At 70.0% G+C, this 14,641-nt stretch carries 13 protein-coding genes and 1 pseudogene; 8 read left to right on the top strand and 6 right to left on the bottom strand.

All coding sequences use genetic code 11. The annotated features are described in order from the left end of the window. Positions 1-40 precede the first annotated feature (40 nt). Entirely contained in the window at positions 41-1,477 is a 1,437-nt protein-coding gene (locus ABEA39_RS18510; RefSeq protein WP_345377451.1) for an NAD(P)H-quinone dehydrogenase, read from the top strand. A gap of 71 nt (positions 1,478-1,548) precedes the next feature. Here ABEA39_RS18510 and ABEA39_RS18505 read toward each other — a convergent pair whose 3' ends face one another. From ABEA39_RS18505 to ABEA39_RS18495, 4 genes and pseudogenes are all read right to left on the bottom strand, one after another. Continuing rightward, entirely contained in the window at positions 1,549-1,806 is a 258-nt protein-coding gene (locus ABEA39_RS18505) for an endonuclease domain-containing protein (protein WP_345377450.1), read from the bottom strand. 483 nt (positions 1,807-2,289) lie between these two features. Beyond that, a pseudogene (locus ABEA39_RS18860) lies at positions 2,290-2,427 on the bottom strand (type IV toxin-antitoxin system AbiEi family antitoxin domain-containing protein); the annotation flags it as partial. Positions 2,428-2,676: 249 nt separating this feature from the next. Beyond that, on the bottom strand, positions 2,677-4,437 hold the full coding sequence (locus tag ABEA39_RS18500; RefSeq protein WP_345377449.1) for an acetyl/propionyl/methylcrotonyl-CoA carboxylase subunit alpha: 1,761 nt from the start codon (positions 4,435-4,437) through the stop codon (positions 2,677-2,679). A 94-nt stretch (positions 4,438-4,531) separates the two neighbouring features. Next, a complete protein-coding gene (locus ABEA39_RS18495) occupies positions 4,532-5,200 on the bottom strand; it encodes a Maf family protein (RefSeq protein WP_345377448.1) in 669 nt (222 codons plus the stop codon). 33 nt (positions 5,201-5,233) lie between these two features. On the opposite strand from ABEA39_RS18495, the gene ABEA39_RS18490 reads away from it, so the two are divergent. The 4 genes from ABEA39_RS18490 to ABEA39_RS18475 all read left to right on the top strand — a co-directional run bounded on the left by ABEA39_RS18490 (position 5,234) and on the right by ABEA39_RS18475 (position 9,609). Then, on the top strand, positions 5,234-6,463 hold the full coding sequence (locus tag ABEA39_RS18490) for a class I SAM-dependent RNA methyltransferase (RefSeq protein ID WP_345377447.1): 1,230 nt from the start codon (positions 5,234-5,236) through the stop codon (positions 6,461-6,463). Positions 6,464-6,609: 146 nt separating this feature from the next. Further along, positions 6,610-7,263 (top strand): response regulator transcription factor, encoded by a 654-nt coding sequence (locus ABEA39_RS18485; RefSeq protein ID WP_345377486.1) that lies wholly within the window; start codon positions 6,610-6,612, stop codon positions 7,261-7,263. After that, entirely contained in the window at positions 7,253-8,518 is a 1,266-nt protein-coding gene (locus tag ABEA39_RS18480; RefSeq protein WP_345377446.1) for a sensor histidine kinase, read from the top strand. The genes ABEA39_RS18485 and ABEA39_RS18480 overlap by 11 nt, the downstream gene beginning before the upstream one ends. After that, positions 8,515-9,609, top strand: a complete 1,095-nt coding sequence (locus tag ABEA39_RS18475) for a hypothetical protein (protein WP_345377445.1) — start codon at positions 8,515-8,517, stop codon at positions 9,607-9,609. Before ABEA39_RS18480 ends, ABEA39_RS18475 begins: the two co-directional genes overlap by 4 nt. 415 nt (positions 9,610-10,024) lie before the next feature. Here ABEA39_RS18475 and ABEA39_RS18470 read toward each other — a convergent pair whose 3' ends face one another. Both ABEA39_RS18470 and ABEA39_RS18465 read right to left on the bottom strand, forming a co-directional pair. Continuing rightward, positions 10,025-10,270 (bottom strand): acyl-CoA carboxylase subunit epsilon, encoded by a 246-nt coding sequence (locus tag ABEA39_RS18470; protein WP_345377444.1) that lies wholly within the window; start codon positions 10,268-10,270, stop codon positions 10,025-10,027. Further along, entirely contained in the window at positions 10,267-11,874 is a 1,608-nt protein-coding gene (locus ABEA39_RS18465; RefSeq protein ID WP_425556999.1) for an acyl-CoA carboxylase subunit beta, read from the bottom strand. Before ABEA39_RS18465 ends, ABEA39_RS18470 begins: the two co-directional genes overlap by 4 nt. Before the next feature lie 36 nt (positions 11,875-11,910). Here ABEA39_RS18465 and ABEA39_RS18460 point away from each other — a divergent pair, with 36 nt between their 5' ends. The 3 genes from ABEA39_RS18460 (at position 11,911) to ABEA39_RS18450 (ending at position 14,521) form a co-directional block, all read left to right on the top strand. Further along, the gene (locus ABEA39_RS18460; protein ID WP_345377442.1) at positions 11,911-12,735 is read left to right on the top strand and encodes a biotin--[acetyl-CoA-carboxylase] ligase; all 825 of its coding nucleotides are present in this window, start codon (positions 11,911-11,913) and stop codon (positions 12,733-12,735) included. Between the two features lie 31 nt (positions 12,736-12,766). Then, positions 12,767-13,303 carry a PH domain-containing protein gene (locus ABEA39_RS18455; protein WP_345377441.1) on the top strand — a complete coding sequence of 179 codons (537 nt, stop codon included), beginning with the start codon at positions 12,767-12,769 and terminating at the stop codon, positions 13,301-13,303. Positions 13,304-13,369: 66 nt separating this feature from the next. Further along, positions 13,370-14,521, top strand: coding sequence for a 5-(carboxyamino)imidazole ribonucleotide synthase (locus tag ABEA39_RS18450; RefSeq protein WP_345377440.1), 1,152 nt, complete (start codon positions 13,370-13,372; stop codon positions 14,519-14,521). The last annotated feature ends 120 nt before the right edge of the window (positions 14,522-14,641 follow it).

The following is a 14,641-nucleotide window of genomic DNA, read 5'->3' as shown; positions in this document are numbered from 1 at the left end:
CCACCGAGTGGCGACCGGGCCGACCCGGATAATGGGGTCCATGAGCTACGAGTTCGAGCGGAAGCAGCGTCTGGCCATCCTCGGGGGCGGGCCGGGCGGGTACGAGGCGGCACTCAGCGGAGCTCAGCTCGGCGCCGACGTCACCCTGGTCGAACGGGTGGGCGTCGGTGGTTCGGCGGTCATCACCGACGTGGTGCCGTCGAAGACGCTGATCGCCGTCGCCGAGGCCTCGAACGCCATCGGCGAGGCGGCCGACCTCGGTGTGCAGTTCTTCACCCGCTCCGACAGCGGGCGCCCCGTCCGGCCGCAGGTCGCCGTCAACCTGCAGGCCGTGAACGAGCGACTCGTCCGTCTCGCCCGGCAGCAGTCCGAGGACATGCGGGCACAGCTGGTGAAGGCGGGCGTGCGGATCATCACGGGGGAGGGGCGCCTCGACGGACCCTCGCGCATCGTCGTGTCGACCGGGCGTGGACCGACGGCGGCCGACTTCGACGAGGTCGAAGCCGACACCGTCGTGATCAGCGTCGGTGCCCGACCCCGGGAGCTCGACTCCGCCAAGCCCGACGGCGAGCGGATCCTCACCTGGACCCAGCTCTATTCCCTCCGCGCCGTGCCCGACCACCTCATCGTGGTCGGCTCCGGCGTCACCGGGGCCGAGTTCGCCAGCGCGTACACGGCCCTCGGCGCGCGGGTCACGTTGATCTCCAGCCGCGACCAGGTGCTTCCGGGCGAGGACGCGGACGCCGCGCGTGTCATCGAGGACGTGTTCCGGCGCAACGGCATGGAGGTCCTCTCGAAGTCGAGGGCCCAGTCGGTCGAGCGGACGGAGGACGGCGTCGTGGCGACCCTGGCCGACGGGCGCCGCATCGAGGGAAGCCACTGCCTGATGGCCGTGGGCTCGATTCCGAACACGGCGGGCATCGGATTGGAGGAGGCCGGGATCCAGGTGAGCGAGACCGGCCACATCCGGGTCAATCGCGTGGCGCGCACCTCGGTGCCGTCGGTCTACGCCGCGGGGGACTGCAGCGAGTTCATGCCGCTGGCCTCCGTCGCGTCGATGCAGGGGCGGACCGCCGTCTTCCACGCGATGGGAGACGCCGTGACGCCGATCGAGATCCGCAACGTCACGTCGAACATCTTCACCCAACCGGAGATCGCGACAGTCGGCTGGACGCAGCAGCAGATCGAGGACGGGATCGCCCAGGGGGAGATCTACAAGCTGCCCCTGGCTTCCAACCCGCGGGCGAAGATGATGGGGATCAAGGACGGCTTCGTGAAGATCTTCGCGCGGACCGGTTCGGGCACGGTGATCGGCGGGGTGATCGTCGCGCCCAAGGCCTCCGAGCTGATCTTTCCGCTGGCGCTCGCCGTGGAGCACCGCCTGACGGTCGACCAGGTGGCGCGGGCCTTCACCGTCTACCCGTCGCTCTCGGGAAGCATCGCCGACGCGGCCCGCGCCATGCACATCGTCAACTGAGCCCCTGCGGCGCTGTGCGACGGCGCCGGTCGCACGAAGTGCACCACGATCCCGGCGGATCTCCGCGCCGCTCATCGATGAATCCGAGAGAGCGTCGCGAACACCGTGGACTCGACCCAATCCCAATCCTCCCGGACCTGGACTGCCGTGAATCGAAGGGTCGTGAAACCGCGAGCCTGTGCTTCGGCGCTCCTCCTGCGGTCGTCGGCGAAACGAGCCGGGCTCGAGTGGAAGCGATAGCCGTCGAACTCGATGAGCAGCGGCGCCCCGACGACCTTGAGATCGACTCGACCGACACCCGGTACGGGGTACTGCAGATCGAATTCCAAGCCGCACCTTTCGAATCGGCGCCGGCCGATCGATTCGACCCCCGAGCCGGCGCCACTCCGACAGGTTCGGACCAATGCCTGCAGAGTCGGCGAGCCCTCGGTTCGCGTGAGTAACTCCGGAAGATCGATCAGACCGGCCGACAAAGCCGTCTCCACGACTGCAGCCGCCGTCTCGGAGTCGTTCCACCGCAACGTTTGGAGCACACACCGATCGGCCGATACTCGCCAGCACCATCGTCGGTCTCGCCGGTCGTCGTTCCAGTGCACCACGAACTCTCCGACTGCAGGGTCGTGCCGCCGCCCCGGAGCGTGGGTCGCCGGGCGTCGACCCCCTACCAGTGCTGCGTTGCCCCGGACGGCCAGAGTCAGCGGGTGCTCCCAGCCCGCCCAGATGCCGAAGCTGTCCGCGGCGCTGAGACCGGCGAGTCGGCCTCCCAGACGAAGTGCGTGGCCGCCGCTGGGCAGCGAACTCGGCAGGCCGTAGTAGCCGCGCCGATGACGCACGATGCGACCTTCGGCGAGCAGCCTTCGAATCGTGCGTGAGTCGGCGCCGGCGACAGTGAGCTCGTCGGACGTGGCGAAGCCGCCACCGGCGACGAAGGCGTTCTGCAGGGGTCCCATCGGGCAAGCGTGGCCGCGCGAAGGGCTCTAGCGCGCCTGCTCGATGTGTTCTGTGGATGACGACCCCGTGCATCCCCCGTTGTGGAGAAGAGGTGGCGTGGGATGCGCAGGTCGCTAGGCGAGGAACCCTGAGAGGGAGGTCCTCAGCCAGGTGCGCCTGCGGCGCCTTCTTCCTTGGGAAAGTGCGCCTACAGGTCGGAAGTCCTCACTTGCGGTCAGGATTTCCTCATCGAGCAAAACGCGGCAACGCTAGTCGCCGATCGACAGCAGCACGTGCCCGGACGACACCGTCTCGCCGACGGTCGCCGCGATGCCGGAGACCGTGCCGTCGCGGTGCGCCGACACCGGCTGCTCCATCTTCATGGCCTCGAGGACGAGGACGAGGTCGCCCTTGACGACCTTCTGCCCCTCTTCGACCGCGAGCTTGACCACCGTGGCCTGCATCGGTGCGATCACCGAGTTGCCGGTGGCGGTGGCGACCGACGTGCGGGCCGCACCGCGGCGGCGCGGGGGAGCGGCGGTGACGGGGGCCCGGGTGCCGAGAGCTGCGGGGAGGGTGACCTCGATGCGCTTGCCGTCGACCTCGACGACCACGGTGCTGCGTTCGGGCTCGACGCGGGGCGCCTCGGCCTCGCCGCTCCAGGGCTCGATGCGGTTGTCGAACTCGGTTTCGATCCATCGCGTGTAGATCGAGAAGGGGGCGCCGTCGGCGGGGGCGAACGCGGGGTCGGAGACGATAGCGCGGTGGAACGGCAGGACGGTCGGGAGGCCGGCGATGTCGAACTCCTCCAGGGCGCGGCGGGATCGCTCGAGGGCGTCCTCGCGGGAGGAGCCGGTCACGATGAGCTTGGCGAGGAGCGAGTCGAACGCGCCGCTGATCTCGTCGCCGGCCTGAACTCCGCTGTCGACGCGGACGCCGGGGCCGCCGGGCGCCTTGAACACGTGCACGGGGCCGGGGGCCGGGAAGAAGTTGCGGCCCGGGTCTTCGCCGTTGATGCGGAACTCGAACGAGTGCCCCTTCGGGGTGGGGTCGCCGTAGTCGAGGGCGCCGCCCTCGGCCACACGGAACTGCTCGCGCACGAGGTCGATGCCCGTGACCTCTTCGGAGACGGGGTGCTCGACCTGAAGCCGGGTGTTGACCTCGAGGAACGACACCGTTCCGTCTTGGCCGATCAAGAACTCGCAGGTGCCGGCGCCGACGTAGCCGACCTCGCGGAGGATCGCCTTCGAGGCGGCGTAGAGCTTGGTCTGCTGCTCGTCGGTGAGGAAGGGTGCGGGGGCCTCTTCGACCAGCTTCTGGTGGCGACGCTGGAGTGAGCAGTCGCGCGTCGACACGATGACGACGTTGCCGTGCTGGTCGGCGATGCACTGCGTCTCGACGTGGCGGGGCTTGTCGAGGTACTTCTCGACGAAGCACTCGCCGCGACCGAAGGCGGCGACGGCCTCGCGGACGGCGGAGTCGAACTGCTCGGGGATCTCTTCGCGAGTGCGGGCGATCTTCAGGCCTCGGCCGCCGCCGCCGAAGGCCGCCTTGATGGCCACGGGGAGACCGAACTCGTCGACGAAGGCGAGGATCTCGTCGGCGCCGGAGACGGGGTTGAGCGTGCCGGGGGCGAGGGGTGCGCCGACCTTCTCCGCGATGTGGCGGGCCGAGACCTTGTCGCCGAGCTTCTCGATCGCCTCGGGCGACGGGCCGATCCAGATGAGGCCGGCCGCGATGACGGCTCGGGCGAAGTCGGCGTTCTCGGCGAGGAAGCCGTAGCCGGGGTGCACGGCGTCGGCGCCGGACCGGCGGGCGACGGACAGGATCTTGTCGATGACGAGGTAGGTGTCGGCGCTCGTGGTGCCGCCGAGCGCGTACGCCTCGTCGGCGAGGCGGGCGTGCAGGGCGTCGCGGTCCTGGTCGGCGTAGACCGCGACGGAGGCGATGGAGCTGTCTCTCGCGGCCCGGATCACCCGGACCGCGATTTCTCCCCGGTTGGCGATGAGCACCTTCGTAATACGCGGCATGGAGGTCAAGCCTACGGGGCCCGCCCGTCGCGCCTTTGGCTGCCATGCACAAAAAGCGGGGGATGCACGCGGCCGAGTCCTACAAGGGGCCGCGCTATGTCAGACCATGGCCCGTGGTCCAGAGTTCGTGCCACTCGACGTCGAAGTGCTCCCGGAGCAGTCGACGCAGCAGGGGGATGGACAGCCCGACGACTGCGCTCGGGGTGCCGACGATCTCGGTGATGAAGGCGGCCGCCAGCCCGTCGATCGTGAACGCGCCCGCGACCTTCAGGGGCTCGCCCGTCGCGACGTAGGCCTCGATCTCGGCGTCCGTGATGTCGGGGGCGAACGTCAGGTCGGCCGAGGCGGTCGCCGTGACACCCTGCCCGGGTCGTCCGCCCCGATGGTCGATCAGGTGGTGGCCCGAGTGGAGGACGCCCGATCCGACCCGGATCATCTGCTGCCACCGCTCGAAAGCGGTCGCGGGCTCGTGCGGCTTGCCGAGGACGTCGCCCTCGATCTCGAACGCGGAGTCGCCGCCGAGCACGAATCCGTCGAGGGGCCGCCCGTCGACCGTCGCGCCGAGCACCGCTTCGGCCTTGGCTCGAGCGAGGAGGGCCACCGTCTCGACCGCGTCGAGACGCCGACCGAGGCGGCCCTCCTCGACGGCGACGGCCTCGTCCTCGTCGACGCCGGGGGCGAGCAGCACGGGTTCGATGCCGGCCGCACGGAGGAGCGAGAGGCGGGCGGGAGAGGTGCTGGCGAGATAGAGCCGGACGGTCATGAGGACAAGCGTGCCATGCGGGAGACTGGACGCATGGGAACACTTGAGGGCCAGGACGTCGAGCTCGACGTCACCTCCATCGCGCACGGCGGTATCTCCGTCGCCCGCCTCGACGGTCGCGTGGTCTTCGTGACCGACGCCATCCCCGGCGAGAAGGTCGTGGCGCGCATCACCGACGACCGCAAGAAGTCGTTCTGGCGAGCCGACACGGTGTCCGTCCTGGAGGCGTCGCGGTACCGGCAAGAGCACGTCTGGGTAGCGGCATCGATCGACCGCGACCCGGCCGTGCGCGCCGGCGGGGCCGAGTTCGGCCACATCGCGCTCGCCCACCAGCGCACGTTGAAGGAGCAGGTCCTTCGCGACGCCCTGGAGCGCATGGCGCACATCACGCCCGAGGTGACGGTCGAGGCCCTCCCCGGCGACGACGAGGTGTCGGGCACGGGGTGGCGTACGCGCATCCGCCTGCACGTCGACGACTCCGGCCGCCCGGGCCCCTTCGCGGCACGCTCGCACACGGTCGTCGCAGTGGACGACCTGCCCCTGGCGACGGCAGCAGTCGAAGAGGTCGCCCCCCTCGACCAGCGCTTCCCCGGCGAGGAGACCATCGACGTGCTCTCCCCGAGCGAGGGCGGCGCCCGCCTGATCATCGGCAAGCAGGCGCGCACCGTCGTCACCGAGAAGGTGGGCGACCGGGAGTTCCGACTCGACGACGCCGGTTTCTGGCAGGTCCATCACGGTGCGGCGGCGACTCTCACCGCCGCCGTCCAAGACCTGATCGACCCCGAGCGCTTCGACCCTCGAGCGGCCAACCTCGACCTCTACGGCGGGGTCGGCCTCCTGGCGGCCGCGGTCGGCGACCGCTTCGGCCAGGCCACGCGGATCACGAGCGTCGAGAGCGACTCCCGGGCCACCGACCATGCCGCCGAGAACCTGCAGGAGTGGATCGGCGCGTCGGCCGTGACAGGCCGGGTGGAACGGTGGATCCGAGAGCTCACGTCGAGTGCGACGGCGACGGAACGAGCACGGCTGGCAGGCGCGACGATCGTCCTCGACCCGCCCCGATCGGGCGCCGGCAAGGAGGTCGTCGAGGCCATCGCAGGGCTCGATCCGGCTCAGGTCGTCTACGTCGCGTGCGACCCGGTGGCCCTGGCTCGCGACGTGGCCCTCTTCGCCGATCTCGGGTACGGCTTGGAAGCCCTCCGAGCGTTCGACCTGTTCCCGAACACCCACCATCTCGAAACGGTGGTGCGCCTGTCTCGATAGGCGGTTCGGGTACCGATATGATTTGCGCTGTGACGCCCGGTTTTCAGGGATCCGGTGCGCCCATCGAACGAAGGAAGATCGTGTCAGACCCCACGACGAACCCGACCCCCGCCGAGCCGCAGGCAGGAGGCCCCTCGGCCCCGCGCGTGCGCGTGGCGATCGTAGACGACCACGAGTCCGTGCGACTCGGCATCCAAGCCGCGTGCCAGAACGAGGGCTTCGACGTCATCCTCACCGCCGCCGGTGTCCAGGAGTTCGTGGACAACCTCGCCGGTCGCGAGGTCGACGTCGTCGTCCTCGACCTCTCGCTCGGCGACGGCTCGACGGTCACCGAGAACGTCAAGCGCGTGCAGGCCACCGGCTCCGCCGTGCTCGTGCACAGCATCGCCGACCGTGTGGCGTCGGTCCGAGAGGCGCTCGCCGCGGGCGCCGCCGGCGTGATCCCCAAGTCCTCCGCCACGAAGACCGTCATGGCCGCCGTCGCGACGGTCGCCCGCGGCGACGTCCTCAACAACCTCGAGTGGGCGAGTGCGATCGACGCCGACCGCGACTTCGCCAAGGCCCAGCTCGGCCGCCGCGAGCGTGAGATCCTCCACCTCTACGCGTCGGGACTGCCGCTCAAGCTCGCCGCGCAGCAATTGGGCATCGGCTACTCCACGGCTCGCGAGTACCTGGACCGGATCCGCGTCAAGTACGTCGAGGTCGGTCGCCCCGCCCCCACCAAGGTCGACCTCCTCCGACGTGCCGTCGAAGACGGGATCCTCCCCGGACTCGATTCGGACGGCGGCGATGGCCGCTGACGGAGCCCCCTCCGCTCCGTCCTTCCGGCCGAGGCCCACGCGCAACCCGATCAGCGGCCCGCTGCTCGACAAGATCTTCGCGCGTGCCCTCTCGGCCCTCGGCATCGTCTTCGGCCTCCAGGCGCTGCCCTTCGCGCTGAACCAGGCGCCGGACATGCAGCCCGCCTGGGCCTGGGTCATCGGCATCGCGCTCTTCGGCGGCATCCTCACCGTCGCCGTGGCGAGTCTGACGATGCGCGGCATCGAGACCGCAGCGGCTCTCGTGGCCGTGGCGTTCCTCGTGGCGCTCATCACCTGGCCCCTGGCCGTCCGCGATCCCACCGTCGTCCAGCCTCAGCTGCCCTGGCTCTGGTATCTGGTGACCCTCGGCACCTCGGCCGCCGCCGTCGCGTTCTCGCTCTGGGTCGCGACCGGCTACCTGTTCCTCGCGCCGATCGTCTACGGGCTCATCCGCCTCACCCCGTCCGGCGGAGCCGTCGATCCGGGTCGCGCCGCCCTCGACGCCTCGTACTCGATCATCCTCGGCGGGGCCGTCCTCATCCTCATCACCCTCCTCCGCCAGGCGTCCGAGGCCGTCGACACGGCGCAGAACATGGCCGTGGCCCGCTACTCGGGGGCGATCCGCGAGCACGCGACCGAACTCGAGCGCGTCCAGGTCGACGCCATCGTCCACGACAGCGTGCTCACCACGTTCATCTCCGCCTCCCGTGCGTACGGGAAGGACGAGCAGGCCCTGGCCGCGACGATGGCACGGAACGCCATGTCGCATCTGACCGCCGCCGCGACCGCCACTCCGTTCGACGATGCGAGCACGAGCCTCTCGGCCATGCGCGACCGCATCGCCGGCATCATCGAGAACCTCGGGGCGACCGTGCAGGTCCGGGCCAAGGGGCTCGACCACCACGAGATCCCGGCCAATGCCGCCGAGGCGCTGTACTCCGCAGCCGTTCAGGCCATCGTCAACAGCGTCCAGCACGCCGGCGGCGACGACGTCGAACGCTGGGTCAGCGTCGACTGGGCCGAGCAGGGCGTGACCGTCGAGGTGGGCGACACCGGTTCGGGATTCAACCCGGACGCCGTCGCGAGCGAACGCCTCGGGGTGCGGGTCTCGATCACCGAGAGGCTCGCCAACGCCGGCGGCGAGGCGCGCATCCACACCAAGACCGGTTCCGGCACGGTCATCAGTCTCGTCTGGCCGCGCGCCGTCCCCCGGGAGCGCGCCGTCCCCGCCCAGTTCTCCGAGGAGACCCCGTGAACGTCCGTCTGCCCCGGTGGCTGCCCATCGGGCTCGCCGCGCTGTTCTCGCTCTATCACCTGCTGCTCGCCGCGGTCTCCATCTCGACCCCGCGCGACCCCATCCCCATCATCGGCTGCATGGCCCTCTACGCCGCGGTGACGGCCATCGTGCTCTTCCCGACGAAGACCCGGACCCTGACCATGCCGGTCTGGATGGCCTCCCTCGCCCTGGCGGTCGCGGTGATCCTCCCGCTCGTCGTCGGTTCGCAGTTGTCGCCCCTCCGCCACGGCGGGAACGGCTACGCCACCTGGTACGTCGCAGCCGTGGGCACCCTGATGGTCATCGTCTCGACCCGGCGTCGACACGGCTTCGCCTGGTTCGGAGTGGCCTTCCTGGTGGTCCACACGATCATCTGGAGCGGCGATCCCGCCGACCTCGCGAACCTCGGCGTCATCGGCAGTGTGAGCTGGGTCGCCATCTCCCACGCACTCCAGGCCACGCTCGCTCGAGCGAGCCGCGACACCCGCGAGTTCATCCGGGCCGAGCAGGAGGCGGCCGACTGGCAGGCCGCCCAGGAGGCTCACGTGAACGAACGGCAGTTCCGACTCCTGCAGACCGGCCGGACCGCGCGCCCCATGCTCCAGCGCATCGTGGCGACCGGGGGCGACCTGACACCCGAGGAGCGACAGGAGTGCCTCCACCTGGAGGGCGCCATCCGTGACGAGATCCGGGGCCGGAGGCTGCTCAGCGACGACGTCCGCAAGGAGGTCATGGCCGCCCGGCGCCGCGGCACGATCGTGAGTCTGCTCGACGAGGGCGGCATCGACGACCTCGCCGACGGCGAGCTCGATCGCGTGCACGCGGCGCTCGCCGACGCCATCCGCGACTCCGTCGCCGACCGACTCATCATCCGGACCGTCGCCGCGGGCAGCGAGTATGCCGTGACCGTGGTGGGGCTGAGCTCGGAGGACATGGAGTCGAGTGCTCTCGGCAGCGGCAACACGTCGTCCTCCGACGACGACGAGGACGACGAGGACGACGACGAGGACGAGGTCAGCCTCTGGCTGCAGATCCCGCGATCGTCGAGCGTCGTGGCCGAGTTCGACTAGCCGCGCGACCGGTATTGCCCGCGCGACCGGTATTGCCTGCGCGGTCGGTGCCGCTCGTGCGGCCGATTCCGCTCACAGAGCCGACATCGCTTAACGGCAGAAGGGCCGGACGCCCAGTCCGGCCCTTCGCAAAGCCCCGAGTCAGGGCGACAACCCGAATGCTGCCCTGACTCGCCCCCGAACAGAAGCCCGCTTACCCTAGGAGGCCTGTTCGGTGGTGTAACTCTGAGAGAGACACCTAGCACTAGTAATAGTGGCGGTAGGGTCGACCTCAGAAAAGTCGTCATTTAGGGGGACAATGGGGTTCATTTTTCCCATCCCCGAAATCGTACTTGCCCCCCGTTGTGGGGATCAAGCCCCGTGGCGGATTCTCAGGCGACCCCCGACCGGGGGACAAAACGAGATGGTTCGGACGTCAGGGGCGGCCGTCGCGCCAACGCCCGGGCCCCGGCTCGACGGGCCCGCGCAGCGATCGCTGACTGCGGCGCCACGCCGTCGGGCCTTCGACGGTCTCGGCCGCTGCGGCTCGGGCGGCGTTCTCGGCCTCGAGACTCGCCAGCACGGCAGTGACCGCCGCGAGCTCGGCCGCGTCGGGGTCGCCCGACACGACCCGGATGGTCGGTTCGGCCGAGCCCGATTCCGGCGACGAGGCGGTGGTCACAGCGGAATGTTCCCGTGCTTCTTCTGCGGCTGCGACGCCCTCTTGCCCTGCAGTGCGCGAAGCGCCTTGACGATGGCCACCCGGGTGGCCGCCGGTTCGATGATGCCGTCCAGTTCGCCGCGCTCGGCGGCCAAGAAGGGGGATGCGACGTTGTACGTGTAGTCGTTGGCCAACTTCGTGCGCACGGCCGTGACGTCTTCGCCGGCGTCGGTGGCTCGCTTGATCTCGCTGCGGTACAGGATGTTGACCGCGCCCTGCCCGCCCATGACGGCGATCTCGCCCGTCGGCCAGGACAGATTGATGTCGGCTCCGAGCTGCTTCGAGCCCATGACGATGTAGGCCCCGCCGTACGCCTTGCGCGTGATGACGGTGACGAGAGGCACGGTCGCTTCGGCGTAGGCGTAGAGCAGCTTGGCCCCGCGGCGGATGATGCCGGTCCACTCCTGGTCGGTGCCGGGAAGGAACCCCGGGGTGTCGACCAGCGTGACGATCGGGATCGAGAAGGCGTCGCAGAGGCGGACGAACCGGGCCGCCTTCTCGCCGGCGTCGATGTTGAGGGTGCCGGCCATCACGGCGGGCTGGTTGGCGATGATGCCGACCGAACGGCCCTCGACCCGGCCGAAGCCGATGACGATGTTCGGTGCGAAGAGGGGCTGCACCTCGAGGAACTCGCCGTCGTCGACGATGTGCTCGATGACGGTGAGCATGTCGTACGGCTGATTGGGGCTGTCGGGGATCAGCGTGTTCAGCGTGCGGTCCGCGTCGGTGGTCTCGAGTTCGGGGGCGGTCTCGTAGACGGGCGGATCGGTGAGGTTGTTGTCGGGCAGGTAGCCGAGGAGGGTACGCGCGTAGTCGAGGGCGTCGTCCTCGTCGGAGGCGAGGTAGTGCGAGACGCCGGAGATCTTGTTGTGGGTGAGGGCCCCGCCGAGTTCTTCGAACCCGACGTCTTCACCGGTGACCGTCTTGATGACGTCCGGCCCGGTCACGAACATCTGCGAGGTCTTGTCGACCATGATCACGAAGTCGGTCAGCGCGGGGGAGTACACCGCGCCTCCCGCCGCCGGGCCCATGATCAGCGAGATCTGGGGGATCACGCCGGACGCACGCGTGTTCAGCCGGAAGATCTCCCCGTACTTGCCGAGGGCCACGACGCCCTCCTGGATCCGGGCGCCACCCGAGTCGAGGATGCCGATGATGGGGACGCCGGTGCGCAGCGCGAGCTCCATCACCTTGATGATCTTCTCGCCCGCGACCTCGCCCAGCGAGCCGCCGAACGTGGTGAAGTCCTGCGAGTAGACGGCGACCTGGCGGCCGTTCATGGTGCCGGTGCCCGTCACGACGGAATCGCCGTAGGGGCGCTTCGCGTCCATGCCGAAGGAGTGGGTGCGGTGGCGGACGAATTCGTCGAGCTCGACGAACGAGCCCGGGTCGAGAAGCTGCTCGATGCGCTCGCGGGCCGTCTTCTTGCCCCTCGCGTGCTGTTTGGCGATGGCGGCCTCGCCGGACGCCGTCACGGCCTCGTGATAGCGGTCCTTCAGGTCGGCGAGCTTGCCCGCGGTGGTCCGCAGGTCGTGCTGGGGGAGTTCGGAAGTCACGCCGTTCACTCTACTTAACCGATCCGGGCGCTAGATTGCGTGGTCGTGCCAGAACACGACGCCGACTTTCCCCTGACCTCCACAATCGCAGCGCGCTTCGTGCACCTCGGCGAGACGGGATCGACGAACACCGCACTCGTCGAGCTCGCCGGCGACGGGGCGCCCGACGGCACGGTGCTCGTCGCCGACCGTCAGACGGCCGGACGGGGCAGGTTGGGTCGCGAGTGGGTCGCGCCTCCCGGCAGCTCTTTGGCAGCGAGCATCCTCGTCCGCCCCGCGCTTCGATCCGGACGCGTGCTCCCCGACGCGGCGTGGGGCTGGTTCCCCCTCCTCGGCGGCGTCGCCCTCCGTCGCATCCTGGCGGCGCTCCTGCCCGAGCGCGACATCCTGCTCAAGTGGCCGAACGACGTGCAGATCCGAGGGCTCAAGGTCTCGGGGATGCTCGCCGAGCTGGTCGTCCGCGACGGCGCCCCCGACGCGGTGGTCCTGGGCATGGGTCTCAATCTGACGATCGGGCGCGAGCACCTGCCGACGCCCACATCCACCTCCCTCGCTCTCGAGGGGCTCGCAGGAACCGCCGCGGAGCTGGCCGACCTGGTCCTCTCCCGGGTCGTCGCCGAGGTCCGTGCCCTGGTCTCCGATCTCGTCGCGGCGGACGGGGATCCGGCCGTCGCCGACCTGGTCGGCGTGGTCTCGGCCGAGTGCGACACCCTCGGGCGGCGTGTGCGGGTCGAGCTGCCGAGCGGCGACACCCTCCTCGGAACCGCCTCCGCGCTCGACGACCAGGGCCGTCTCGTCGTGCGGGACGAGGAGACGGGCGAGTCCGTGGCGGTGGCGGCCGCCGACGTCACGCACCTGCGTCTCGCATGACTCGCCGACCGACGTGAGGTAGGAATGACTCATGTCGACGGACGAGGTGCCCCAGGAGCGTGTGATCGCGCGACTGCGCCCGCACGGTCGGGCGCTGTTCTGGCCCTGCGTCCTCCTGATCGCGGTCTGCGGTGCGACGGGGTTCTTCGCCGGCCGCTTCTCGGTCGACTGGCAGAACTCGGCGGTGCTGATCGCGGCCGCCGTCCTGGTCGTCCTGCTCTGGCTGCTGCCGTTGTTGGCCTGGCTCTCCCGCAACTACACGATCACGACGCGTCGCATCATCATCCGGCGCGGCCTCGTCGTGCGTACCCGGCAGGAGCTGATGCACACGCGGGGCTACGACCTCACGGTGCGGAAGAACGGCGTCCAGAGCCTCTTCGGCAGCGGGGACGTCCTGATCAACACGGGCCTCGACCGGCCCATCGTCCTGTGGGACGTCCCCTCCGCCGACCTCGTGCAGTCGACGCTGCACGACCTGATGGAGGTCAACATCAGCGCGGTGGCGCGACTCCGCCAGCAGGAGCAGTCGACGCCGCCGCAGAACTCCACGTACTGGAACGGCGTGTGAGAAGAGGTTCTCCCCAGGGCGAGGAACCGGGCATCCCCCGTTCGACCTGACCGTTACTCTGGTGCCATGGCTTTGAAAGTGGGCGTCATCGGTGGTGGGCAACTCGCTCGGATGATGGTGCCGCCTGCCATCCACCTCGGGCTCGAGATCAGCGTGCTGGCCGAGAACGAGGGGTCGTCGGCGCGTCTGGCCGCGACCCGCGTGGGCGACTATCACGATGCGGCGACGGTGCTCGCCTTCGCGCAGGGCGTCGACGCGATCACGTTCGACCACGAGCACGTGCCGCAGTCCGTGCTGCGGGCGCTGGTCGACGCGGGCGTGGCCGTGCATCCCTCGCCCGAGGCCCTCTTCGTGGCGCAAGACAAGCTCGTCATGCGGCAGCGGCTGACCGACCTCGGCCTTCCCGTGCCCGACTGGGCGCGGCTCGAGACGCCGGCCGACCTGGCGGCGTTCCTCGCCGACCACGGCGGGCGCGCCGTCGTGAAGACGGCTCGCGGCGGCTACGACGGCAAGGGCGTGCGCGTCGTTTCCGATCCGTCCGAGGTCGCCGACTGGTTCGCCGGCCTGTCCGACCCGAGCGTCGACCCCGAGAGCACGGGCGGGGCGCTCCTCGCCGAAGAGCTGGTCGAATTCCGGCGTGAGCTCGCGCAGTCGGTGGCGCGGCGCCCGAGCGGCGAGATCGTGGCCTGGCCGGTCGTGGAGTCGGTTCAGCGCGACGGGGTCTGTGCCGAGGTCATCGCCCCCGCGCCCTCGTCGGCCGGTCGTCTCGCCGACATGGCCGAAGACATCGCCCGCACCATCGCGGCCGAACTCGGGGTCACCGGCGTGCTCGCCGTCGAGCTCTTCGAGACGACCGACGACCGCATCCTCATCAACGAGCTGGCCATGCGTCCGCACAACACCGGTCACTGGTCCATCGACGGCTCCACCACCAGCCAGTTCGAGCAGCATCTGCGGGCCGTGCTCGACCTGCCGCTCGGCGACACCGGCACCTTCGAGGACTGGAGCGTGATGATCAACGTGCTCGGCGGCCCCACGACGGGCACGCTGGCCGATCGTCTCCCCGCGGCGATGGCGGATCAGCCGAGCGCGAAGATCCACGACTACGGCAAGGATCCCCGTCCGGGTCGCAAGGTCGGGCACGTGACGGTCGTCGGCGACGACCTCGACGACGTCGTGTTCCGGGCGCGGGCCGCGGCCGACCACTTCCTCGACTGAGGCTGGGCGGCTGCTGCGGCTGCGGTTGCTGCTGCTCGGGAGCCGGCCTGCATTCGTCTGTCGCGCAGACGCACCCCGGTCGCGCGGACCCGCGCCCCGGTCGCGCGGACCTGCACCCCG

It is taken from the genome of Frondihabitans cladoniiphilus (assembly GCF_039544345.1).
GTDB classification, from domain to species: Bacteria; Actinomycetota; Actinomycetes; order Actinomycetales; family Microbacteriaceae; genus Frondihabitans; species Frondihabitans cladoniiphilus.
This window is presented reverse-complemented; position numbering and strand designations above follow the sequence as displayed.

What these genes read in the sequence shown, in the direction of transcription:
- ABEA39_RS18510 (WP_345377451.1), top strand. Translation starts at nt 41, where the DNA reads ATGAGCTACGAGTTCGAGCGGAAGCAGCGTCTGGCCATCCTCGGGGGC.
- ABEA39_RS18450 (WP_345377440.1), top strand. Translation starts at nt 13,370, where the DNA reads ATGGCTTTGAAAGTGGGCGTCATCGGTGGTGGGCAACTCGCTCGGATG.
- ABEA39_RS18500 (WP_345377449.1), bottom strand. Translation starts at nt 4,437, where the DNA reads ATGCCGCGTATTACGAAGGTGCTCATCGCCAACCGGGGAGAAATCGCG.
- ABEA39_RS18480 (WP_345377446.1), top strand. Translation starts at nt 7,253, where the DNA reads ATGGCCGCTGACGGAGCCCCCTCCGCTCCGTCCTTCCGGCCGAGGCCC.
- ABEA39_RS18490 (WP_345377447.1), top strand. Translation starts at nt 5,234, where the DNA reads ATGGGAACACTTGAGGGCCAGGACGTCGAGCTCGACGTCACCTCCATC.
- ABEA39_RS18455 (WP_345377441.1), top strand. Translation starts at nt 12,767, where the DNA reads ATGTCGACGGACGAGGTGCCCCAGGAGCGTGTGATCGCGCGACTGCGC.
- ABEA39_RS18495 (WP_345377448.1), bottom strand. Translation starts at nt 5,200, where the DNA reads ATGACCGTCCGGCTCTATCTCGCCAGCACCTCTCCCGCCCGCCTCTCG.